The organism is Streptomyces sp. NPDC008238 (assembly GCF_042956445.1).
Classification (GTDB): Bacteria; Actinomycetota; Actinomycetes; order Streptomycetales; family Streptomycetaceae; genus Actinacidiphila.
Map to the genome: position 1 here is coordinate 34,848 of NZ_JBIBGK010000020.1, position 21,674 is coordinate 56,521.

Sequence of the window (21,674 nt, forward strand, 5' to 3'; positions counted from 1 at the left end):
AGCACCCGAGAACATGAGGTCATCTCATGTTCGCGAGAGTGTAGTGGGGGGGCGGTGGGGCGCCAAGGGACACCGGGGAATCAGGGCGCGGTGCGGCGCGCCTGCGCGATGCGCTCCCGGTACCAGTGGTACGAGGCCTTCGGCGTCCGCCGCTGGGTCGCGTAGTCGACGTGGACGAGCCCGAACCGCTGGTGGTAGCCCTCGGCCCACTCGAAGTTGTCCAGCAGCGACCAGGTGAAGTAGCCGCGGACGTCCACCCCGCGGGCGTGCGCGGCCTCGACGGCCTCGATGTGGGTGCGGAGGTAGTCGATCCGGGCCTCGTCCCTGATCTCGCCGTCCTCCGCCGGCCGGTCGGTCTGGGAGCAGCCGTTCTCGGTGATCCAGACGGGCGGGAGCGCGGCCCCGTAGCGGGAGTCGAGACCGGTGAGCAGTTCGGTGAGGCCGTCCGGCACCACCGGCCAGCCGAAGGCGGTGCGCGGGTACGGGCGGCCCGGGACGGCGACGTCCGGCTCCAGGAGGTCGAAGGGCAGGCCTGTCTCCGCCGAGGGGGCGGCGATCCACGTGGGGTTGTAGTAGTTGACGCCCAGGCCGTCGAGGGGCGCCGCGACCACGTCGAGGTCGCCCGCCCTGACGACACCGCCCCACGTCGGGTCGGTCAGACCGTACGGGGACAGGTCGGGGTAGCCGCCGATCAGCAGCGGGTCGGTGAACAGCCGGTTGTGCAGGGCGTCGTAGGCCGCGGCGGCGGCGTGGTCGGCGTCGGTGGCACCCTCGGGGGTCCTGACCGGGGTGCAGTTGTTGGCGATCAGCACCTGCGCGGGGGCCGCGGCGTGCGCGCGCAGCGCGGTGGCGGCGAACCCGTGCGCCAGCAGCTGGTGGTGGGCGACGGGCAGCGCCTCCAGCATCAGGGCGCGGCCGGGGGCATGGGTGCCGAAGGCATGGCCGAACGCCATGTGGACGAAGGGCTCGTTGAGGGTGATCCAGCGTGTGACCCGGTCGCCGAGGCGCCCGGCGACGACGGCCGCGTACTCGGCGAAGTGGCGGGCCGTGTCCCGGTTCAGCCAGCCGCCCTCGTCCTCCAGCGCCTGCGGGAGGTCCCAGTGGAAGAGGGTGGGCGTGGGCGTGATGCCGGCCGCGAGGAGCTCGTCCACCAGGCGGTCGTAGAAGCCGAGTCCGCGCGGCTCGACGCGTCCCCGGCCCTCCGGCAGGACGCGCGGCCAGGAGATCGAGAAGCGGTAGGAGTCGATCCCGAGGTCCTTCATCAGCGCCACGTCCTCCGCGTGCCGGTGGTAGTGGTCGCAGGCGGCCTCACCGGTGTGCCCGTCGCGGATCGCCCCGGGCCGGGCGCTGAAGGTGTCCCAGATCGACGCCCCCTTGCCGTCCTCGGCGACGGCGCCCTCGATCTGGTGGGCGGCGGTGGAGGCACCCCAGTTGAAGGAGGCGGGAAGCGGGGACATCGGGATCCTCTCCTCTGCCGAGCGCGAGAACATGAGGCGAGCTCATGTTGGGCCTCGTCAACCTACACCCGATCCGGCAGAGTGGGACCATGCAGGCACCTCCCGACCCGTCCGCTCCGCTCCGCCGCCGTCCCGTGCAGCAGCGCAGCCGGGAACGTTTCGACCGGATCCTGGACGCCTGCGCGCGGCTGCTCGACGAGGTCGGCCACACGGCGCTCACGACCAAGGAGGTGGCCCGGCGCGCCGGGGTCCCGATCGGCACGCTGTACCAGTTCTTCCCCGGTGTCGACGGGCTGCTGGCCGCCCTGGCCGAACGGAACCTGGGGCACTTCGCCGACCGGCTCGCCCGCCGCGTGGAGGCCGAACGTCCGCGGCGGGTCGGGGCGATGGTGGACCTGGCGGTCGAGGAGTACGTCGCGATGCGCCGCGCCGTGCCGGGCTTCGGCGTGGTCGACTTCGGGGCGATCGGCCGCGAGGACCCCCGCAGCATCCACCTGCTGGACGCGGTGCTGGAGAACAACGCGGCCGTAGCCGACCGGCTCTGGTTCCTCGTCGGCGGGCTGCTCGGCGACGGTGACCAGGCGACCGCCCGCGTGCGGCTGCACGTCGCGCTCGAGTCGGCCGACGCGGTCCTGCGGCGCGCCTTCCGCCGGGACCCCGAGGGGGATCCAGTACTCATCGCCGAGTGCAAGCGGCTGCTGCGCGGCTATCTGGGCGGCTGACGGACACACCGGAGCCCCGCGGTGCCGTGGTGGCGTCGCGGGGCTCCGGTGGGTGGTGCCGTCCGGTGCGGGGGGTCAGCCCTTGCGGGCGGTGACCTCCTCGGTCAGCTGCGGCACGACCTGGAACAGGTCACCGACCACGCCGTAGTCGACCAGCTCGAAGATCGGCGCCTCCGGATCCTTGTTGACCGCCACGATCGTCTTCGACGTCTGCATCCCCGCACGGTGCTGGATCGCACCCGAGATACCCGCCGCCACATACAACTGCGGCGACACCGACTTACCCGTCTGACCCACCTGATTGGAGTGCGGATACCAGCCCGCGTCCACCGCCGCACGCGACGCACCCACCGCCGCGCCCAACGAGTCCGCCAGCGCCTCGATCACCGCGAAGTTCTCCGCACCCCCAACCCCCCGCCCACCGGACACCACGATCGCCGCCTCGGTCAGCTCCGGACGCCCCGTCGCCTCCCGCGCCGTCCGCGCCACCACCCTCGTGCCCGTGGCCAGCGCACCGAACTCCACCGTGAGCGCCTCCACCGCACCCGCGGCCGCCACCGGCTCCACCGGCGCCGCATTCGGCTTCACCGTGATCACCGGCGTGCCCGTCGTCACCCGCGACCTCGTGGTGAACGACGCCGCGAACACCGCCTGCGTCGCCACCGGACCCTCCGAACCGGCCACCACATCCACCGCGTCCGTGATCAGACCCGACCCCAGCCGCAACGCCAGCCGCGCCGCGACCTCCTTGCCCTCACCCGACGACGACACCAACACCGCCACCGGACCCACCACCTTCGCGGCAGCCTCCAGCGCATCCACCTTCGGCACCACCAGATACTGCCCGAACTCCGCCGCCTCACTGACCAGCACCCGCGTCGCACCATGCCCGGCCAGCACCTCGGCGGTCGACCCCGCACCGGCACCCAACGCCACCGCCACCGGCTCACCCAGCCGCCGCGCGATCGTCAGCAGTTCGAGGGTCGGCTTGCGGACCGCACCATCCACATGATCGACAAAAACCAGGACTTCACCCATGGGACTACCTACTCCTGTGACTTCGAGGGAAAGTGGCTGCTCAGATGAACTTCTGGCTCACGAGGAACTCCGCGAGCTGCTTGCCGCCCTCGCCCTCGTCCTTCACGATCACACCCGCGGTCCGCGGCGGACGCGCCACCGCCTCATCGACCTTCGTCCACGCACCCGCCAAGCCGACCTGCTCCGCATCGACCCCGAGGTCGGACAGGTCCAGGGACTCCACCGGCTTCTTCTTCGCCGCCATGATCCCCTTGAACGACGGATACCGCGCCTCACCCGACTGATCCGTCACCGACACCACCGCCGGCAACGACGCCTCAAGCTGCTCCGACGCGGTGTCACCATCACGCCGCCCGCTCACCACACCACCGGCGACCTTCACCTCCGACAACAACGTCACCTGCGGCACACCCAACCGCTCCGCCAGCAACGCCGGCACCACACCCGCCGTGCCATCCGTCGACGCCATCCCCGTCACCACCAGATCGAACCCCGCGTGCTCGACCGCCTTCGCCAGCACCAGCGACGTCGCCATCACATCACTGCCGTGCAACCCCTCGTCCTCGACATGCACCGCCCGGTCCGCACCCATCGACAACGCCTTGCGCAACGCGTCCTTCGCATCCGCCGGACCCACCGTCACCACCGTCACCTCAGCGTCATCCGACGCCTCAGCGATCTGCAACGCCTGCTCCACCGCATACTCGTCCAACTCGGACAGCAGCCCGTCCACCGCATCCCGATCCGTCGTCAGATCCCCCGCGAAATGACGATCCCCCGTGGCATCGGGCACGTACTTCACCGCGACAACGATCCTCAGGCTCATTTGATGTCCCTCCACACTCTCGGTTTGCGGATTACGGCAGGTTGCGGGCCATGACGATGCGCTGGACCTGGTTGGTGCCCTCGTAGATCTGGGTGATCTTCGCGTCGCGCATCATGCGCTCCACCGGGTAGTCGCGCGTGTACCCGTATCCGCCCAGCAGCTGCACCGCGTCCGTGGTGATCTCCATCGCCGCGTCCGAGGCGTAGCACTTGGCCGCCGCGCCGAAGAAGGTGAGGTCCGCGTCCGAGCGCTCCGACTTCGCCGCCGCCGCGTAGGTCAGCTGCCGCGCCGCCTCCAGCTTCATCGCCATGTCCGCCAGCATGAACTGGATGCCCTGGAACTCGGCGATCGCCTTGCCGAACTGCTTGCGCTCCTTCACGTACCCCTTGGCGTAGTCCAGGGCGCCCTGCGCGATGCCGATCGCCTGCGCCGCGATCGTCACGCGCGTGTGGTCCAGGGTGCGCATGGCCGTGGCGAAGCCCGTGCCCTCGGCGCCGATCATCCGGTCGGCGGGGATGCGCACGTTGTCGAAGTACACCTCGCGGGTGGGCGAGCCCTTGATGCCGAGCTTCTTCTCCGGGGCGCCGAAGGAGACGCCCTCGTCGCCCTTCTCCACCACGAAGGCCGATATGCCCTTGGAGCGCTTGTCCGGGTCGGTCACGGCCATGACGGTGTAGAACTCGCTGACGCCCGCGTTGGTGATCCACCGCTTGACGCCGTTGAGCACCCAGGAGTCCCCGTCACGCACGGCGCGCGTCTTCATCCCCGCCGCGTCCGAGCCGGCGTCCGGCTCCGAGAGGCAGTACGAGAACATCCCCTCGCCCCGGGCCAGCGCCCCGAGGTACTTCGCCTTCAGCTCCGCGGAGCCCGACAGCTGCACCGGCAGCGACCCCAGCTTGTTCACCGCGGGGATCAGCGAGGACGAGGCGCACACCCGCGCCACCTCCTCGATCACGATCACCGTCGACAGCGCGTCCGCGCCGGCGCCGCCGAACGCCTCCGGCACGTGCACCGCGTGCAGGTCGTTGGCCTCCAGCGCGTCCCGCGCCTCCTGCGGGAAGCGGCCCTGCTCGTCGACCTCCGCCGCGAACGGGGCGATCTTCGCCTCGGCCAGGGAGCGCACGGCGTCCCGGAGCATGTCGTGCTCCTCCGACGTCCGGAAGAGGTCGAAATTGTCACTCACGTCCGTTACTCCAGTCCGCGTCAGACTTCCATGGCATCGAGTACCCTCAATTATGCACACTCAGTGCCATTGATCGACGGTCCCCCGGTGTTAGGTTCGCCTCCATGACCACCAAGCCCCCGATGCGGGACGCCCTCGTCGCCGCGGCCTTCCGGCTCTTCCTGGAACGCGGCTACGAGGCGACGACGATCGACGACATCGTCACCCTCGCCGGCGTCGGGCGACGGTCCTTCTTCCGCTACTTCCCGTCCAAGGAGGACGTGGTCTTCCCGGACCACGAGCGCGCCCTCGCCGACATGACCCGCTTCCTGGAGGCGAGCGCCGACGCCGACGACCCCGTGACGCGGGTCTGCGACGCCGCGCGCCTGGTGCTCACCATGTACGCCGAGAACCCCACCTTCTCCGTGCAGCGCTACCGCCTCACCAAGCAGGTGCCGGGACTGCGGGCGTACGAACTCTCGGTCGTCTGGCGCTACGAGCGCGCGATCGCCGACTACCTCGGGGCCCGCTACGCGGACCGCCCCGACGGCAAGCTCCGGGCCGACGTGATCGCCGCCGCCGTGGTCGCCGCCCACAACAACGGCCTGCGCACCTGGCTGCGTTCCGGGGCGGAGGGGGACGCCGGCGCGGCCGTGGACCACGCGCTGGAGTTCGTGCGCGCCGCCTGGAACGGGGAGGACCCCGTGCGCCAGGGCGCCCCCGAGGCGGAGGACGACGTGGTGATCGTGATCACCAAGCGGCGGACGCCCATGTGGCGCGTGGTCCGGGAGATCGAGGCCGGCCTGGCGGAGGAGGGCTCCCCCGCGTAGGCGGGCACGCGGCGTCCAGGCGGGGCACTCAGTGCCTTCCCAAAGTGCACTCAGTGCCATATCGTGTGCGCCATGGATGACCGGACTCTCGACGCGCACGACGCCTCGGTTGACGGCGGGCTGCTGGTCCAGCGCTGCCGTTGGTGCGGCAACACCGCCTTCCAGCGCCTCCTGTGCCCCACCTGCGCCTCCACGGAACTCGACGAGATCCGCAGCGACGGCACCGGGGTCATCGTCAGCTCGATGCGGGACACCTCCCTCGTCGACCTCTCCGACGGCTTCTCGGTACGGGGCCGGGTCGTCGGCGCCTCGCCGACGCAGGTGCGCGACGGCGCCCGCGTCCGGCTGGCCCGCACGCCCGGCGACGAGGCGGGCGGGCTCCTCTTCGAGCTCTGCGAACCGCCCGCGTCCCGGTACGCCTGGTGACCGCCGGCCGCCGCCCCGGGCACCGCCCGTCGCACGTCAGTTGTGCTCGGGGTGCTGGTACTGGCGGGACTGCAGCAGGTACATCTCGCGGAAGTCGCCGGTACCCGCTCCCGGCCGCATGAGCTCGGCGAAGGCACCGTGCTCGACGACCCGCCCGCGGTCCAGGACGTAGATCACGTCGGCGTGGCGGACGCTGTGCAGACGGTGCGTGATCAGCACGACGGTCTGCCCGTCGGCGGCGAGTTCCCGGATCAGGTCGAACACCCGCTGCTCCGCCTGGGCATCGAGGGCACTGGTCGGCTCGTCGACGATGAGGATCCGGGCGTCGCGGTACTGGGCCCTGCTGAGCTGGAGGCGCTGCCACTGGCCGCCGGATATCTCGTGGCCGCCCTTGTAGCCGCGGCCCAGCAGGGTGTCCCAGCCGCGGGGCAGGCCCGCGACGACCTCGTCGGCGCCGGAGTAGCGGGCGGCGGCCTCGAGGCGTTCGTCCGTCAGGGAGGCGCCGGGGCGGCCGATCCCGACGTTGACCCGCGCCGTGAACGGCCAGCGGTAGGCGTCCTGCGAGACCAGGGCGATCCGGTCGGTGATCTGCCCCCGGTCGGCCTCGGCCGCGTCGACGTCGTCCCACCGGATCCGTCCCGAGTCCGGTGCGTACAGCCCGCACAGCAGCTTGGCCAGGGTGGTCTTGCCGCTGCCGTTGCGTCCGACGAGGGCGACGACCCGGCCGACGGGGATGGTGACGTCGACCTCGCACAGGGCGGGCGGCTTCACCAGCGGCGTGCCCGGCGCGGCCGCGGCGGTGACCGGGTAGCTGAAGGTGACCTTCTCGAAGTGGATGGCCTCGACGCGCTCGGGCAGGTCGCGGCCTCCGGACGGGATCACCCGTCGGTCCGCCTCCGCGCACAGCCGCTCCAGGTCGGCGACGAACAGCGCCTCCTCGTGCAGGTACCCGAGTTGGACGACGAGCCGGTCGAGGGCGGAGGACCCGCTGCGGATGGCGATGACGGCCGTGCCCGCCACGGACAGGGCCATCGTCCCGCTCCACAGCAGCGCGCCCAGCGCGCCGTACGTCGCCGCGGTGGCCAGCCCGGTCCACGCCGACGCGACGAGCCCGGTGCGCGCCGCGAGCCGCGCCAGCCGGGTCTGTTCCCGCTCCCCGTTCTCGGCCATCGCTCTGAAGTGCCCGAGCAGGAACGGCCCGAGGTCGTGGACGCGGACCTCGGGCGCCGCCTGCGTCTCGATCAGCAGCCGTCCCAGCAGCTGCCCGGCACGGGCGTGCTGCACCCAGTTGTGGAAGGAGATGTACCGGCGGCGCGCGATGGTGAGCGCGCTCCAGGCGCTGGGCAGGGTCATCAGCGCCAGCAGCGGGAGCAGCCCCGGATGCAGCACGGTGAGCACACCGGCCGCAGCCGCCAGCGAGATCAGCGCGTTGACCACCGACGAGCAGAAGTTGATCATCCGCCGGGCGGAGGCGGCACCCCAGGACGCCGAGTCCAGCAGCTTGTGGAACTCGTCGTCCTCCACGGCCGCGAGCTCCACGCGGGCGACACGCTCCAGGTACATCTCGGTGGCCGCCCGTTCCACGGTCGGCTCCAGCTTGCCGGTGCCTGCCGTGGAGGCGGAGCGCAGCAGCGCCCCGATCAGCGCGGTGGCGGCCACGAGCGCCAGCGCCGGGGCGGCGCCCGTCAGCCGCTCCGCGGTCCCGCCGGGCACCAGCAGCCGGGCGAGCACCCAGTTGACGGCGACCAGGCCGACCGCCTGGGCGACACCGCGGCCCGCCTCGGCCAGCGCCACGACACGCAGGGCCCGCGGGTCGGACCGGTGGGCCAGGCGCACGGTGGTGGCGACGAGCTGCGGCAGCCGCCGGATCATCGCGCGCAGGCCGAGTTCCAGGAAGGAGCCGTCGTGCTTGTTCCAGCCCATGTCGTACCGCAAGGGCCCGCCGAACAGCAGTCGTTCGGACTCGGACACCTCCTCGGGCGCGAGGGCGTCGGGGTTCCCCGGGGCTTCCTGCCGCTTCCGCGTGGTCATGAGCGTCCCCCTCGGCGGCGGCCGCGGCGCGGTGCCGTGGCGGCCTCCCCACAGGGTGCTCCTCACGGTGGCGCCGTGTGGCCCGCTCCCGTCAGTGCGCCCCGTCCCTGCTCCCGGCGGCCCCGTTCCCGCCCCCGTCGGCGCCGTCCTCCGCCCAGGCGCGATATGCCTCGACCGCGGTGGGCAGGGTGGGGAAGATGCGCTCGCGGCCCACCGACTCCGTCAGGCCGTACGCGTCCAGGTCGTCCAGCAGGTCCTGCTTGACGCGGGCGAGCGCGAGGACGATGCCGCGGCCGGCGAGTTCGCGGCGCAGTTCCTCCAGGGCGTCGAGGGCGGTGATGTCGACCTCGACGTTGGCCTCGGTGTTGAGGACGAACCACCGCACCGGGTCGTGCTGCCGGTCGACGGAGGCGAGGGCCCGGCGCCGGAAGTCCTCGGCGTTGGCGAAGAACAGCGGCGAGTCGTAGCGGTAGACGAGCAGGCCGGGGATCGTCCGGGCCTGGGGGAAGTCGTCGACGTCGTGCATGCCGGCGAGGCCGGGCACCAGCCCCTCGACGGCGTCGTGCGGGCGGGCCACCCGGATCAGCATCTCGGCCACCGACAGCGCGACGGCGACCATGACGCCGTACAGGATGTCCAGCGCGAGCACGCCCAGCAGGCACGCGAGGGCCAGGAGCAGTTCGCGGCGCCGGAACGACGCCAGGCGGCGGAATCCGGCGACGTCGACCAGCCGGCAGGCGGCGAAGACGACGATGGCGCCGAGGACGGTGGAGGGCATCCCGGACAGCAGGGGGTTGAGGAAGAGCAGCACGCAGACCACCGCCCCCAGCGCCACCAGCGAGTACAGCTGCGTACGGCTGCCCGCGGAGGCGCCGAGCGCGGTGCGGCTGGCGCTGCTGCTGACGGGGAAGCCGTGCAGGACGCCCGACCCGAGGTTCGCGGCGCCGAGGGCGAGCAGTTCCTGGTTGCTGTCGGGGCGGGCGGCGTCCCGGCCGGCGAAGGCCCGTGCGGTGAGCACGAAGTCGGTGTAGCCGACGAGCAGCACGCCCACCGCGGGCAGCAGCAGGTGGGCCAGGTCGCCGGGGGTCGGCAGGGCCGGCCGGGGCAGCCCGGAGGGGACCTCGCCGATGACCGCGATGCCGTGCCCCTCCAGCCCGAAGACGCCGACGACGACCGTTCCGGCCACCACGGCGAACAGCGGCCCGGGGGCGCGGGGGGCGTACCGCTGGACGAGGAAGAGGAAGAGCAGCGCGCAGGCGGCGAAGGCCACCGTCCCGGCGTGCGCCTGGGGCAGGTGCGTGACGAAGGAGACCAGCTGGGGGAAGAACTCCGCGCCCTCGACGGGCACCCCGGTCAGCTTGGGCAGCTGGTCGACGACCATGATGCAGGCCACTCCGGCGAGGTAGCCGACGAGCACGGGCCGGGACAGCAGGTCGGCGACGAAGCCCGCCCGCACCGCCCACGCCACCACGGCCAGCAGGCCGACCACGACGGCGAGCGCCGCCGCGAGCACGGCGTAGCGGCCGGGGTCGCCCGCGGCCAGCGGCGCGATCGCCGTGGCGGTCATCAGCGCGGTGGTGGACTCGGGGCCGACCGACAGCTGCCGGGACGAGCCCAGCAGGGCGTACAGCGCGAGCGGCGCGAGCACGGCCCACAGCCCCGTCACCGGCGGCAGCCCGGCCAGTTCGGCGTAGGCCATGACCTGCGGCACGAGATAGGCCGCCACCGTGACGCCGGCGAGCAGGTCGCCGCGCAGCCACGCCCTGCGGTAGCCGAGGAGGGTGGTGAGGCCCGGCAGCAGTGCGTGCCGGCCGCGCCCGACGGCGGGCCTCCTGGGCGGCGGGGCGGGCTTGGAGACGGCGGACGGCATGGGCCCATCCTCCCCGACGACCCCGCGTTGGGGCCGGACGGCCCCTCCTCGCGCCACCGGGTGGCGGAGCACCCTGGAGGGGAGGGCGTACCGGACGAGAGGGAGGACGGCGATGACCACCACCACGACGGGCCTGCTCGACGCGCTGCCACCGGAGACCCGCGGGCGGCTGCTGGAACTCGCGCGCGACGTGTCCTTCCCGGCCCGGGCCCGGATCTTCGAGGAGGGTCACCGGGCGGACCGCTTCTGGATCATCCGCACCGGCTCGATCGCGCTCGACCTGCACGTGCCCGGGCGGCAGCCCGCCGTCGTCGAGACCCTGGGCCCGGGGGACCTGCTGGGCTGCTCGTGGCTCTTCCCGCCGTACTCCTGGCACCTGGGCGCGCGGACGCAGAGCCCGGTGCGGGCCGACGAGTTCGACGCGACGGTGGTGCGGGCGCTGTGCGAGGCCGACGCGGTGTTCGGGCGCGCGGTGGCCCGGCGGGTCGCGCAGATCGTGGCGCACCGTCTGCAGGGGGCCCGCATCCGGCTCCTCGACCTGTACGGTCCGCAGGGCAGCGGCAGCACGGTGCACTGACGGACGCGTGGCCCGGTCACGGACCGGGCGGTACCGGTGGCGGCGGCGTGCGCGGGCGTGTCTGCTGGACGTCGGCGGGGCGCGGCCGCGCGATCGGGAAATCGGGAACGGATGCCCTGGGGGCCGGGATGAGCGAGGCACGGGAGTCGGGCGAGCGGGCGCCGATCAGGGTGTTCCTGGTCGACGACCACGAGGTGGTGCGGCGCGGGCTGCACGACCTGCTCGACGCCGAGCCGGACATCGAGGTCGCCGGGGAGGCCGGCACGGTCGACCACGCCCTCGCCCGGGCCCCGGCACTCCGTCCTGACGTGGCGATCCTCGACGTGCGCCTCCCGGACGGCGACGGCATCTGCGTCTGCCGCGAGCTGCGCTCGCGCATGCCGGGGCTGGCGTGCCTGATGCTGACCTCCTTCGACGACGACGACGCGCTGCTGGACGCGATCATGGCCGGGGCCGCCGGTTACGTGCTGAAGCAGATCAAGGGCTCCGACCTGGTCTCCGCGGTCCGCACGGTGGCCTCCGGCCAGTCGATGCTGGACCCGGCGACCACCGCCCGCCTGATGAACAGCCTGCGCGAACAGGAGCAGCCGCCGGAGCCGCAGGACGAGGCGCTGTCCGGGCTGACCCCGCGCGAGCGGGAGATCCTGGAACTGATCGGCGAGGGGCTGACGAACCGGCAGATCGGGGAACGGCTGTTCCTGTCGGAGAAGACGGTCAAGAACCACATCTCCCGCATGCTGGGCAAGCTCGGCGTCGAACGCCGCATCCAGGCCGCCGTCCTCGCCACGGAACACCGCACGTCGGGCGGCCCCCCCAGACCCGGCCCCTGAGCCCCCGCGGAAACCCGCGCCCGAGGGCGCGGAACGGATGCCCGTGGGGCCGCGGACGCGGGATGCCCCGGCGGCCCACGGGGTAGGGCCGGTCGGCCCTCCCCCGTGGGGCGGCGGGGCGTGCAGGGTGGGAGGACGCGGCCGGAGGGAGCGCGCCATGAATCCCACCCCACTCAACGGGGCGACCCTGGAGAAGCTGATCTCCGCGGCCGTGGCCGCGCCTTCGTTCCGCGGCAGCCGGCCCTGGCGGTACCGCCTCGATCCGGACACCGGCACGTTCCAGGTGCGTGCCGTCCCCGAGCCGGGGGTGCCGGAGTCGGAGGCGGCGGCGCGCGCCCTGCACGTGTCCGTGGGCGCCGCGGTGTTCAACCTGCGGGTCGCGCTGGCCCACTTCGGGTGGGAACCGGTCGTGCGTCTGCTGCCCGTACCCGCCGACCCCGATCTGCTCGCCGCCGTGCGCCCGGTCGGGCCGCGGCACGTGGACGACGGCGCGTACCAGGACCTGTACGACGCGATCTGGCGCCGTCACAGCTGCCGTACGCCCTACTTCGCGCACTGCCCGACCGGGGCGGTGGTGCTGGAACTGATCGACGCCGCGCACGCGGAAGGCGCGTCGCTGACCCTGCCGCGCACCGAGGAGGCGCTGCGGCTGCTGCGGCTGACCGCGGAGGCGGAGCAGCGGGGCGTGACGGGCGCGGGCCGCCCGGTCGGTCAGGGCGGCAGGGTCCACGAGGACTCCGGGGCCGGCGCGGCAGCCGGCCTCGACCCGGGGCGGCGGCCCCTGGTGGCCGCGCTGTGCACGCCCCACGACTCGTGCGCGGACTGGCTGCGGGCCGGGCAGGCGATGGAGCGCGTGGTGCTCCTGGCGACGGCGAACACCGTGCACGCGACGCTGCTGCACGAGGCGATGGAGTGGCCGGACCTGCGGGCGGCGATGCGCACCACCGACTGCGGGCCGGGCCTGCTGCAGATGCTCGTCCGGTTCGGTGCCGCGGCGTCCGGGGACCGGGCGCCGCGGCTGCCGGTCCGCGAGGCCGCGGAGCGGGGCTGATCAGAGCGGCCGGCCGCCGTCCGACGGGACCCGCCACACCAGGCGGGTGCCGCCCTGGCCGGGGGTCTCCAGGGTCATCGTGCCGCCGAGGCGGTGCGCCCGTTGCGCGAGGTTGGCGAGTCCGCTGCGGTGACCGTCCTCGGGGACGCCGACGCCGTCGTCGCTGACGGTGAGGGTCAACGTGCCCGAGCCGACGACCAGGGACACCTCCGCGCTGCGGGCCCTGGCGTGCCGGGCCACGTTCGACAGGGCCTCGCCGAGCACGGCCACCACGTGTTCCGCGACCGCGGCGGGCACATCGGTGTCGATCAGTCCCTCCATGCGCAGCGACGGGGTGAAGCCCAGGCCGGGCGCCGCCTCCTCCACCGCCCTCGCCGTCCGCACCCGCAGTCCCTGGCGGGTGGGCCCGGTGTCGTGGCTGCGCAGCCCGAAGATCGTCGAGCGGATGATCTTGATGGTCTCGTCCAGGTCGTCCACCGCCCGCAGCAGCCGTTCGCTCGCCTGCGGGTGGTCGACGAAGCGCACCGCGCTCTGCAGCGTCATCCCGGTGGCGAACAGCCGCTGGATCGCCAGGTCGTGCAGGTCACGGGCGATCCGGTCGTGGTCCTCCAGGAGCACCAGCTGCTCGGCCGACCGCCGCCGCTCGGCCAGCTCCATCGCCAGGGCCGCGGAGCCGGCGAAGCCCAGCAGCGGCGCGGTCTCCACGTCCGTGAAGGGTGCCTCCCCCTCGGCGCGGGCCAGCAGCAGCGCCCCGCGCACCCCCTGCGGGGTCGCCATCGGCACGGCCACCGCGGGGCCCAGGCCCTCGAACCGCGGCGGGCCCGCCACCACGCGCGGGTCGCGCTGGATGTCGGCGCTGGTCAGCGGTTCGTTCGCGGCCATGGCCGCGCCGGTGAACGATCCCTCGCACGGCAGCGTCAGCCCCCGGTGGGCGTCGGCGTCGATGCCCGTGGCGATGGCCATCGTGATGCCGCCGCTTCCGGCCGGCAGGGCCAGCACCCCCAGGTCCGCGCCGAGGATGCGCCGCGCGTGCTCCACGATGAGCTCCAGCACCGCGTTCTCGTCGATGCCCGACAGCAGGCCCCGGGTGATCTCCGCGTTCGCCTCCAGCCACCGCTGCCGCGACCGGGCCTCCTCGTACAGCCGGGCGTTGTCGATGGCGACCCCGGCCGCCACGGCCAGGGTGGACAGCACCGTCTCGTCCTCCCCGTCGAACTCCTTGCCGCCCCGCTTCTCCGTCAGGTAGAGGTTGCCGAACACCTCGTCGCGGACCCGGATCGGCACCCCCAGGAAGGAGTGCATCGGCGGGTGGTTCGACGGGAAGCCGTGGGAGGCCGGGTGCCGGGCGATCTCCTCCAGCCGCAGCGGGGCCGGGTGACGGATCAGCTCGCCGAGGATGCCGTGCCCCGAGGGCAGCGGGCCGATCGCCTCGATCTGCTCGTCGCTGACGCCCACCGTCAGGAACTGCGCCAGCCGCGCGTCGTCGCCGATGACGCCCAGCGCCCCGTACTCGGCGTCCACCAGCAGGACCGCGGCCTCCGCGATGCGCCGCAGCACCTGGGGCAGGTCCAGTTCGCGGCCGACCGTCAGCACGGCCTCCAGCAGGCTGTGTACACGGTCCCGCGTCCCCCGCACCGCGTCGATGCGCGACTGCAGCTCGTCCAGCAGGGCGTCGAGCTGCAGTCGTGGCAGGCCTTCGGCGTCCTTGCCGCCGCCAGTCCCCACCGGCACCTCCGTCCGCTGTGGCGGCCCTCGTGGGGCCCCCTCTCAAAGTAGCGCCACCCCGCAAGGAGGACGCGCGGAACGGCGCTGCTACTCGGGGCCTCGCTCCGCGTGCGGCACGGCCGCCCAGTGCTCGATCTTCTCGTCGGGCGCCAGCCGGGACAGCGCCTCGCCGAGCCTGCGGCACACCTGCTCGATCTCGCGGCGGGTGTGCTCCCGTTCGGTGACGGTCGCCGACAGCAGCAGGGCGGTCAGCGCGGCGGACCCGTTGAAGGCCTGGAGGGTCACCATCTTCGCGAAGAGGTCGTGCCCCGCGAACGGGCCGGACCCGGCCGCGGCGGCGTCGATCGCGATGAGCGAGGTGATCAGGGCGCAGGGCGCGGCCCCGGCCAGCTGGAAGCGGAAGGCGGCGCAGATCAGCAGCGGGAAGACGAGGAAGAGCAGCCCGGGCGTGCTGTGGGTGGCCACGAAGGTGACGAGCGCGGTGCCCGCGAGGAGCGCCGCCGCCTCCGCCCAGCGGTACGCCGGGACCCCGCGCGGGGGCCTGAGGGTGCGCAGGACGAACAGCAGCGGCGCGATCACCAGCACCCCCATCGCGTCGCCGGTCCACCAGACCGACCAGGTGGGCCAGAAGCCGCCGGGCGGCACGGCCCCGGAGGCCGCCAGCACGCCGCTGCCGACGGTCGCGCTGATCAGCATGCCGCCAAGCGCGCCGAGGAAGACCAGGGCGAGGGCGTCCTGCAGCCGGTCGAGTTCGACGCGGAACCCGACCCTGCGCAGCAGCAGGCAGGCGCACACCGGGGCGAGGGTGTTGCCCGCCGCGATGCCCAGCACGGGCAGCAACGACGGCCCGATCGCGATGTTGACCACGAACGCCCCGACGGCGATGCCCGGCCACAGCCGGATGCCGCCGAGCAGCAGGCCGACCAGGGCGATCCCGGTCGGCGGCCACATCGGGGTGACCTGACCGCGCACCAGCTGCTGCTCCAGTCCGATGCGGGCCCCGCCGTAGTAGGCGGCGGCCATGACCACGATCCACAAGGCCGTCGCCCGGTGGCGCCGCAGGCCCTCGCCGCCGGCGGTCATCGCGGTGCCGTCCCGCGGGGGCCGCCGTGCCCGAGGACGAGCACCGCGGCGTCGTCGCTGTGGCCGGTGAGGTCGGCGACGGAGATCAGCCGGGCGGCCAGCTCGTCGGGGTCGGCGGTGCAGCCGGCGGCGGCCAGTTCCGCCACGCGGGCCAGCCCGTCGTCGATGGGATGGCCCGGGCCCTCCACCACCCCGTCGGTGACCAGCACGAAGGCACCGGTGCCGGCCAGGACACGGCGGGTCGACGGGTACTTCTCGCCGTCGAGGATGCCCAGCGGCAGGCCGCCCTCGTCGAGCACGACCTCGCAGCGTCCGTCGTCGGTGGCCCACACCGCCGGTACGTGCCCGGCGCGGGCGTCGACCAGTTCGCGGGTCGCCGGGTCGAAGCGCAGGAAGGTGCACGTCACGAAGAGCCCGGACCCCATGGAGATCAGCAGGTCGTTGGTGCGGGCCAGCACCTCCGCGGGTTCCGTGGTGGCGACGGCGACGGCGCGCAGGCAGGTGCGCACCTGGCCCATGTAGGCGGCGGCCTCGACGTCGTGGCCCTGCACGTCGCCGATGGCGCAGCCGACGCTGCCGTCCGGCATGGGGAACACGTCGTACCAGTCGCCGCCGATGTCGAGACCGTCGCGCGCCGGGGCGTAGCGCCCCGCCACGCGCAGCCCGGGGACGCCCGGGAGGGCGGCGCCCAGGGTGTGCCGCTGGAGGGCGGCTGCCAACTCCACCCGAGCCTGCTGCATCTTGATCCGCTCGAGGATGCGTCCGGTGAGCTGCCCGAGTGTGTTGAGCAGCTCCTCGGCGCTACTGGTGGGAGCGGTGTGACGTCGGGACATGGCACCAACGCTCCGTGGCCTTGGCCACTCGCGCCACCTCTCACCCTACGCCCGCGGGCCCTGCGGCACCCCGTTCAGAGCCAGCCGCGGCGGGCCGCCTGCCAGGCGAGCTGCATGCGGGTCGCGGCGCCGGCGAGCGTCATCATGTGCTGGATGTGGCGCTGGACGGTGCGCCGGCTCAGGCCCATCTGGCTGGCGATGGCCTTGTCGGCGACACCCGCGACGAGCAGCGACAGCAGCCGGCGGTCGGTCTCGCTCAGCGGGTCGGAGTCGTCGGCGCCGTCGGCACCGCTCACCGCACCGGACGCGCTGACGTGCAGCGGCACCGCGTCCTCCCAGTAGCGTTCGAACAGCGCGGTCAGCGCCCCCAGGAGGCTGCTGTCGCGCAGCAGCGCCGCGGTCGGTTCGTTGGGGCTGCCCTGCGGGCCGCCCGGGACCAGGGGGCAGATGGCTATGGTGCGGTCGGCGACCGCGAGGCGCAGCGGCAGGTGGGGCACGGAGCGGGCCATCTCCCCGGCCTGGACGCCCTCGACGACGTTGTCGATGGCCCCGTCGTCGTCGAAGAACGCCCGCTCGTACAGGACGCGGTAGCGCACGCCGCGGGCGAGGGCCTCGTACTCGGCGCGGTTGCTCCCCGAAGGCATGGCGACGTACTGCGCCTTGCAGAACCAGAGCATCTCGTGGCGCGCGTTCTCCTGCATCTGCCGCAGGTGCTGGCGGAGCGCCTCGGCGCCGGTGATGACCTCGATGAGCTGGCCCGCGTCCTGGCGGCGCACGGTGCTGCGGTAGCTGTCCAGCAGGTCGGTGACCGCGGTGCGGGCCTTGTCGAGGGAGTCGGCCTGGCGCTGCAGCCGCGGCAGCAGGGCCACGTCCGGCGGGGTGGCGGCGTACTGCCGGGGGAGGCCGTCGGTGGGGCTGGCCAGCCCCTTGGTGGCGAGGGAGGCGAGGACGCCCTCCGTCTGCCCGGGTGGCAGGCCCGTCTGTGCGGCGACCTCGTCCGCCGACGCGGTGACGGTGGTGACCAGAAGCCGGTAGACGGTCTCCTCGACCGCGGTGAGGCCAGCCACCTCGAGCATGCCGCGTTCCTCCGGGTCCGGGACGGGTCCGCACGACGTACGCACAGGTGGCGTACAAGCCGCACATATCGTTAACGGCCGGACTATACCCGGGGAATGTTTCGCGCCAATGGTGCGGCGGGTGCCGGGGCCCACACTCCCCTGCACCCGCCGCTGTGTCAACGGTGACGCCCCACCGTCACCGTCCTCCGGAGTCCCGTGCGCCGCTGTGCAGATACGCACGGTCCACCGTCTGCCGGACGCTGTTGCCGGCCGCGTCGGTCGCGGTCACGCGCAGCGTCACATAGGCGTCGCCGCGCACCCGCGACGGACGCTCCACGGTGGCGGTGAAGCCGCCACCCTTGCGGGCCGTGGCGGCCCGGGTCCAGGTCCGCCCGTCGTCGTAGGACGTCTCCACGCGCACGGTCACCCCGCGCGGCGCGGCCGTGCCGTCCTGCATGCGCACGTCCAGGCCCAGGGTGTGGCGGCGGGCGGGGCCCACCGCGTTGCGGGCGTCGACCGGCACGGCGTAGTCGACCTGCAGCAGGGGCAGCGCCGTCGGCTGCGCCGCGGTGCCCGAGCGGAAGGTCCACGAGGTGCGGGTGCCGGTGCCGAACCGCCAGTCGTCCGAGGTGCGGGCGGTGGTCAGGTCCAGCCGGTACGCGGCGTCGCCCGCGGGCACCTCGAAGTTGCCCCAGGCGCCCGTGTCGGACGCGGCGATCTGCTTCCCGTCGCGGTAGAGCGCCGCGGTGGCGGTGTCGTCCACCGGCATTCCGTCGCCGGCGCGGGCCGCGCCGGTTCCGATGCCGCCACCGAAGCCGTTGCGCTCGTAGAACGAGTAGTGGCCGGTGCCGGAGTCGTTGAACTCCGGAACGAAGACGGACAGGGTGTCGCCCGTGCGCACCGACGGCCAGGCCGCACCGCGCGGGATCGACGGCCGGACCACGGCCCCGAACCAGCGCTCCGTGGCCTTCTGACCGGGCCGGTAGGTCCGCGGCAGGTCCTGCATGCCTGCCCCGAGCGGGGTGTCCGTGCCGAAGACGACGTTGTGGTGCACGGTGTGGCGCCACAGGGTGTCCCCGCCGCTCACGTACTCCACGCGCTCCTGGCCCGTCGGCACCTCACGGCTGTACTGGTTCCAGGCGGTGTCCTGGTACGGACGCCACCCGAAGCGCTGCTCACTCGCCCACTGCGAGGCGCCGGTACGGGTGTAGGTGCTGCGGACCACGGCGCTCTCGCGCTCGGAGACGGTGTGCACCAGGTTCTTCGGGACGAAGCCCGCGGACACCTGCATCACGTCGTACAGGTACGGGCTGCGCACCGTGCCGGAGAACTCCACCGTGGCGGTGCGCTTCTTGATGCTCTTGAGGAGCGCGGTGCCCTCCGCCGTGCCCGCACGCATGGTGGGCACGGCCATCCGGTCACCGGTCGGGCTCCACCGCGTCCAGGGGTAGAAGCCCTCCTCCACGACCAGCATCAGCGCCTTGGCCCCGGCCGCCCCGGCCGCCCCGGCGAGCTCCCGGTCGTCGGTGAAGTTCCAGCGGACGACCGCCAGTTTGCCGCGCACGCCGGCCTTCTTCAGCTCGGCCGCGGTGCCGGTGCCGGCGTCGACGGCGGTCAGCTTGGCGCCCTTGTCGTCGAAGGCCGGGGAGGCGGGCACGTAGTACGGGGTGAAGGCCGACGACGTGCCGGAGACCTTCGCCCGCAGTTGCGGGGCGACCAGCTGCCAGCGCGAGGCGTACTCGAAGTCGCCGTCGGTGACGCGCGCGGTGGGGCTGACGTAGAGCCGCTTGGCGATGTCGAAGAACATCACGCCCTGGATCAGGCCGTTGCCGTCGATCTTCCGGTACGTCTGGTAGCTGATGATGCCGCGCTGCTCGGCGGGCCGGGGGGTGCGGATCTTCACCTCGGTGACCTTGGAGGCGTCGAGCGTCACCGTGGTGTCCTTGGTGACCTTCACCTCCGGGTTGACCACCTCGCGGAGCTCCTGGCCGTCGGCGGCCCTGTCCAGCGTGCCGAAGCTGAGCTGGTACGTGCCCTCCTCGACCTCGGCGACGGCGGGCTCGACGCCGCTGTACTGCACGAACCCGTCGGCGCCCCAGATCGTGGGCGCGGCGCCCTCGATGACCTTGCCGTCGGCGTCGCGGGCGATCACGGTCAGCTTGTGCTTGGGGGCGTGCACGTTGAGGCTGACGGTGGTGTGGGCGACGACGGTGCCGTCGGCCGCCGCGGCGGTGACGTAGCCGTAGTACTTCCCGCGCGCGGCGTGGGCCGCGTCGGTGCTCAGCGGGACGTCGGCGGTGGCACCGGGCGCGACGCTCACGGTGCCGGAGCCGAGGGTGACGACCCCGTCGGGCAGCGCGCGCCCGGTTCCGGTGGAGAGCTTGACGGCCAGCTTCAGATCGACCTTCTTGTCACCGGTGTTGGTGTAGCGCACGGTGGCCGCCTGCTGCCGTCCCCCCGTTCCGCCGTTCTGGACCGGGGGCAGCACGACCGTGCCGGTCGCGGTGACCGTGCCGGTGGCGGTGGCCAGGTCGATCCGGCCGCCGCCCTGCTCGGTCACCTTGGTGCCGGGCACCGTGCGCGAGGTGCTGATCAGCGCGTCCTTGATCTGCTGCGCGCCCCAGCCCGGGTGCTGCTGGGCCAGCAGCGCCGCGGCGCCCGCGACGTGCGGGGTCGCCATCGACGTGCCCGAGGCGGCGACGTAGTTCGCGTCGACCGGGTCGCCCATGGTGGTGCCCGCGGCACGGGCGGCCACGATGCCCACACCCGGGGCGGTCACGTCGGGCTTGACGGCGCCGTCGCCGAAGCGCGGGCCGCGGCTGGAGAAGGAGGCGAGGGAGTCGTCCCGGTCGACGGCGCCGACGGTCAGCGCCGCGTCGGCCGCGCCCGGCGATCCCACGGTGGACGGCCCCGGGCCGGCGTTGCCCGCGGCGATGACGAACAGCGTGTCCGTCGACGCGGTCAGGGTGTTGACGGCCTGGCTCATCGGGTCGGTGCCATCGGTCTGGATGTCCGCGCCGAGGCTCATGTTGACGACCTTGGCGTGCTCGCCCGCCGCCCACTCCATACCGTCGATGACCTGGGACTCCGACCCGGAGCCGTCGTCACCGAGCACCTTGCCGACCAGCAGGTCCGCCTTCGGCGCCACACCGCGCCGGGTCCCCGCCGACGCCGCGCCGCTGCCCCCGACGATGGAGGCGACGTGCGTACCGTGCCCGAAGTGGTCGTCGGTGTTCACGCTGTCGGAGAAGTTCCTGGCCTCCGCGATGCGCCCCGCGAGATCGGGGTGGTTCGCGTCGACACCGGTGTCCAGCACCGCGACCTTCACACCCTGGCCCTCGTACCCGGCCTTCCACGCGGTGGGCGCGTTGATCTGCGCGGTGCTGCGGTCCAGCACCGCCTTGACCTTGCCGTCCAGCGAGACCCGCGGGGTCACCGCGACCCGGACGGCGTCCGAGGTCCCGCCGGGGTTCAGCGTCTTCCAGAAGGCGCCGAGTTCGTCGCCGTCGACGCGGAAGGAGCGGGCCCCGATGCTCTCCAGGGTGCGCGAGGAGGTCTGGTCCGCGCGGAGCGCCACCAGCCGGTCGGCGGTCGCCTCGGCGGTCCTCGCCGCCTGCGCGGCGACGCGCGCGCCGTCCCGCACCGGCTCGGGCCGCGAGGAGACGATCAGCGGCAACGTGGCGGAGTGCGCCTCGTCGAGCCCGGCGGCGACCAGCGCCGTCACGTCGAACAGCCGGCGGTCCAGGGTGCCCGCGGACACCAGTGCCTCGGCGTCGAACGGCAGGACGGTCAGGGACCCGCCGTCGGTCTCCATCGTGCGGAAGGGTATGTGTTCGCGGCCTGGCCCCGGCTGGACCGAGGCGGTGTGCCGCCCACCGGGCACCGACGTCACCGTCACCCGGTCGCCGGTCACCAGCCGGACGGTGGCGGAGGACGTCCCGGCACGGTCGGCGGATCGCGCCGGCCCGTCCGGGGCGGTACCCGCGGAGGCGGCCGTGGTGCCCCCGAGCGTCACCACCAGCACTGTCGATATCGCCGCCGCGAGGCGGAACCTTGCCATCACCCAAACACCTTTCGTACAGCTCCGGGTCACGCGCTGTCCGACAGAATCTGCCGATGCCGGGGAGGTGTCACCGGGTATCAGCTGTCACAGCT

The 21,674-nt window shown here is 73.3% G+C and carries 17 protein-coding genes; 6 read left to right on the forward strand and 11 right to left on the reverse strand.

The features are described 5' to 3' along the window. Nucleotides 1-80: 80 nt before the first annotated feature. Entirely contained in the window at nt 81-1,457 is a 1,377-nt protein-coding gene (locus ACFZAU_RS30605; protein ID WP_500554826.1) for a GH1 family beta-glucosidase, read from the reverse strand. A gap of 89 nt (nt 1,458-1,546) precedes the next feature. Here ACFZAU_RS30605 and ACFZAU_RS30610 point away from each other — a divergent pair, with 89 nt between their 5' ends. Beyond that, nucleotides 1,547-2,179 (forward strand): TetR/AcrR family transcriptional regulator, encoded by a 633-nt coding sequence (locus ACFZAU_RS30610; protein WP_500554827.1) that lies wholly within the window; start codon nt 1,547-1,549, stop codon nt 2,177-2,179. A gap of 75 nt (nt 2,180-2,254) precedes the next feature. On the opposite strand, the gene ACFZAU_RS30615 is transcribed toward ACFZAU_RS30610, so the two are convergent. Genes ACFZAU_RS30615 through ACFZAU_RS30625 form a run of 3 tightly spaced genes read right to left on the reverse strand, consistent with a single transcriptional unit; the run spans nt 2,255 to nt 5,226 of the window. Beyond that, a complete protein-coding gene (locus tag ACFZAU_RS30615; RefSeq protein WP_500554828.1) occupies nt 2,255-3,217 on the reverse strand; it encodes an electron transfer flavoprotein subunit alpha/FixB family protein in 963 nt (320 codons plus the stop codon). 40 nt (nt 3,218-3,257) lie between these two features. Next, a complete protein-coding gene (locus ACFZAU_RS30620; protein ID WP_500554829.1) occupies nt 3,258-4,043 on the reverse strand; it encodes an electron transfer flavoprotein subunit beta/FixA family protein in 786 nt (261 codons plus the stop codon). 31 nt (nt 4,044-4,074) lie between these two features. Continuing rightward, nucleotides 4,075-5,226 carry an acyl-CoA dehydrogenase family protein gene (locus tag ACFZAU_RS30625; protein WP_500554830.1) on the reverse strand — a complete coding sequence of 384 codons (1,152 nt, stop codon included), beginning with the start codon at nt 5,224-5,226 and terminating at the stop codon, nt 4,075-4,077. Between the two features lie 104 nt (nt 5,227-5,330). Here ACFZAU_RS30625 and ACFZAU_RS30630 point away from each other — a divergent pair, with 104 nt between their 5' ends. Continuing rightward, nucleotides 5,331-6,035: a TetR family transcriptional regulator gene (locus ACFZAU_RS30630; protein ID WP_500554831.1), complete on the forward strand. Its 705-nt coding sequence runs from the start codon at nt 5,331-5,333 to the stop codon at nt 6,033-6,035. Nucleotides 6,036-6,107: 72 nt separating this feature from the next. Then, entirely contained in the window at nt 6,108-6,461 is a 354-nt protein-coding gene (locus ACFZAU_RS30635; protein WP_499601330.1) for a Zn-ribbon domain-containing OB-fold protein, read from the forward strand. A gap of 36 nt (nt 6,462-6,497) precedes the next feature. Here the strand turns inward: ACFZAU_RS30635 and ACFZAU_RS30640 are convergent, their stop codons facing one another. Both ACFZAU_RS30640 and sulP read right to left on the reverse strand, forming a co-directional pair. Then, entirely contained in the window at nt 6,498-8,492 is a 1,995-nt protein-coding gene (locus ACFZAU_RS30640) for an ABC transporter ATP-binding protein (RefSeq protein ID WP_500554832.1), read from the reverse strand. Nucleotides 8,493-8,583: 91 nt separating this feature from the next. Next, nucleotides 8,584-10,362, reverse strand: coding sequence for a sulfate permease (gene sulP, locus ACFZAU_RS30645; protein WP_500554833.1), 1,779 nt, complete (start codon nt 10,360-10,362; stop codon nt 8,584-8,586). 112 nt (nt 10,363-10,474) lie between these two features. On the opposite strand from sulP, the gene ACFZAU_RS30650 reads away from it, so the two are divergent. The 3 genes from ACFZAU_RS30650 to ACFZAU_RS30660 all read left to right on the forward strand — a co-directional run bounded on the left by ACFZAU_RS30650 (nt 10,475) and on the right by ACFZAU_RS30660 (nt 12,820). After that, complete coding sequence (locus ACFZAU_RS30650; RefSeq protein WP_500554834.1) at nt 10,475-10,939, forward strand: Crp/Fnr family transcriptional regulator; 465 nt, start codon at nt 10,475-10,477, stop codon at nt 10,937-10,939. 128 nt (nt 10,940-11,067) lie between these two features. Continuing rightward, nucleotides 11,068-11,769, forward strand: coding sequence for a response regulator (locus ACFZAU_RS30655; protein WP_500554835.1), 702 nt, complete (start codon nt 11,068-11,070; stop codon nt 11,767-11,769). A gap of 157 nt (nt 11,770-11,926) precedes the next feature. Then, a complete protein-coding gene (locus ACFZAU_RS30660; protein ID WP_500554836.1) occupies nt 11,927-12,820 on the forward strand; it encodes a hypothetical protein in 894 nt (297 codons plus the stop codon). Here the strand turns inward: ACFZAU_RS30660 and ACFZAU_RS30665 are convergent, their stop codons facing one another. From ACFZAU_RS30665 to ACFZAU_RS30685, 5 genes are all read right to left on the reverse strand, one after another. Beyond that, the gene (locus ACFZAU_RS30665; RefSeq protein ID WP_500554837.1) at nt 12,821-14,545 is read right to left on the reverse strand and encodes a GAF domain-containing sensor histidine kinase; all 1,725 of its coding nucleotides are present in this window, start codon (nt 14,543-14,545) and stop codon (nt 12,821-12,823) included. A gap of 87 nt (nt 14,546-14,632) precedes the next feature. Next, nucleotides 14,633-15,628: an MASE1 domain-containing protein gene (locus tag ACFZAU_RS30670; RefSeq protein ID WP_500554838.1), complete on the reverse strand. Its 996-nt coding sequence runs from the start codon at nt 15,626-15,628 to the stop codon at nt 14,633-14,635. Continuing rightward, on the reverse strand, nt 15,625-16,461 hold the full coding sequence (locus tag ACFZAU_RS30675) for a PP2C family protein-serine/threonine phosphatase (RefSeq protein WP_500554839.1): 837 nt from the start codon (nt 16,459-16,461) through the stop codon (nt 15,625-15,627). The genes ACFZAU_RS30670 and ACFZAU_RS30675 overlap by 4 nt, the downstream gene beginning before the upstream one ends. 74 nt (nt 16,462-16,535) lie before the next feature. Next, complete coding sequence (locus ACFZAU_RS30680; RefSeq protein ID WP_500554840.1) at nt 16,536-17,537, reverse strand: helix-turn-helix domain-containing protein; 1,002 nt, start codon at nt 17,535-17,537, stop codon at nt 16,536-16,538. 178 nt (nt 17,538-17,715) lie between these two features. Beyond that, complete coding sequence (locus tag ACFZAU_RS30685) at nt 17,716-21,579, reverse strand: S8 family peptidase (protein WP_500554841.1); 3,864 nt, start codon at nt 21,577-21,579, stop codon at nt 17,716-17,718. Nucleotides 21,580-21,674: the final 95 nt, after the last annotated feature.

Excerpts from the sequence above, each read along its gene's own strand:
- ACFZAU_RS30620 (WP_500554829.1), bottom strand. The coding sequence starts at position 4,043 with ATGAGCCTGAGGATCGTTGTCGCGGTGAAGTACGTGCCCGATGCCACG.
- ACFZAU_RS30650 (WP_500554834.1), top strand. The coding sequence starts at position 10,475 with ATGACCACCACCACGACGGGCCTGCTCGACGCGCTGCCACCGGAGACC.
- ACFZAU_RS30610 (WP_500554827.1), top strand. The coding sequence starts at position 1,547 with ATGCAGGCACCTCCCGACCCGTCCGCTCCGCTCCGCCGCCGTCCCGTG.
- ACFZAU_RS30655 (WP_500554835.1), top strand. The coding sequence starts at position 11,068 with ATGAGCGAGGCACGGGAGTCGGGCGAGCGGGCGCCGATCAGGGTGTTC.
- ACFZAU_RS30680 (WP_500554840.1), bottom strand. The coding sequence starts at position 17,537 with ATGCTCGAGGTGGCTGGCCTCACCGCGGTCGAGGAGACCGTCTACCGG.
- ACFZAU_RS30635 (WP_499601330.1), top strand. The coding sequence starts at position 6,108 with ATGGATGACCGGACTCTCGACGCGCACGACGCCTCGGTTGACGGCGGG.
- ACFZAU_RS30670 (WP_500554838.1), bottom strand. The coding sequence starts at position 15,628 with ATGACCGCCGGCGGCGAGGGCCTGCGGCGCCACCGGGCGACGGCCTTG.
- ACFZAU_RS30630 (WP_500554831.1), top strand. The coding sequence starts at position 5,331 with ATGACCACCAAGCCCCCGATGCGGGACGCCCTCGTCGCCGCGGCCTTC.
- ACFZAU_RS30640 (WP_500554832.1), bottom strand. The coding sequence starts at position 8,492 with ATGACCACGCGGAAGCGGCAGGAAGCCCCGGGGAACCCCGACGCCCTC.
- ACFZAU_RS30685 (WP_500554841.1), bottom strand. The coding sequence starts at position 21,579 with ATGGCAAGGTTCCGCCTCGCGGCGGCGATATCGACAGTGCTGGTGGTG.
- ACFZAU_RS30675 (WP_500554839.1), bottom strand. The coding sequence starts at position 16,461 with ATGTCCCGACGTCACACCGCTCCCACCAGTAGCGCCGAGGAGCTGCTC.
- ACFZAU_RS30605 (WP_500554826.1), bottom strand. The coding sequence starts at position 1,457 with ATGTCCCCGCTTCCCGCCTCCTTCAACTGGGGTGCCTCCACCGCCGCC.
- ACFZAU_RS30615 (WP_500554828.1), bottom strand. The coding sequence starts at position 3,217 with ATGGGTGAAGTCCTGGTTTTTGTCGATCATGTGGATGGTGCGGTCCGC.
- ACFZAU_RS30660 (WP_500554836.1), top strand. The coding sequence starts at position 11,927 with ATGAATCCCACCCCACTCAACGGGGCGACCCTGGAGAAGCTGATCTCC.
- sulP (WP_500554833.1), bottom strand. The coding sequence starts at position 10,362 with ATGCCGTCCGCCGTCTCCAAGCCCGCCCCGCCGCCCAGGAGGCCCGCC.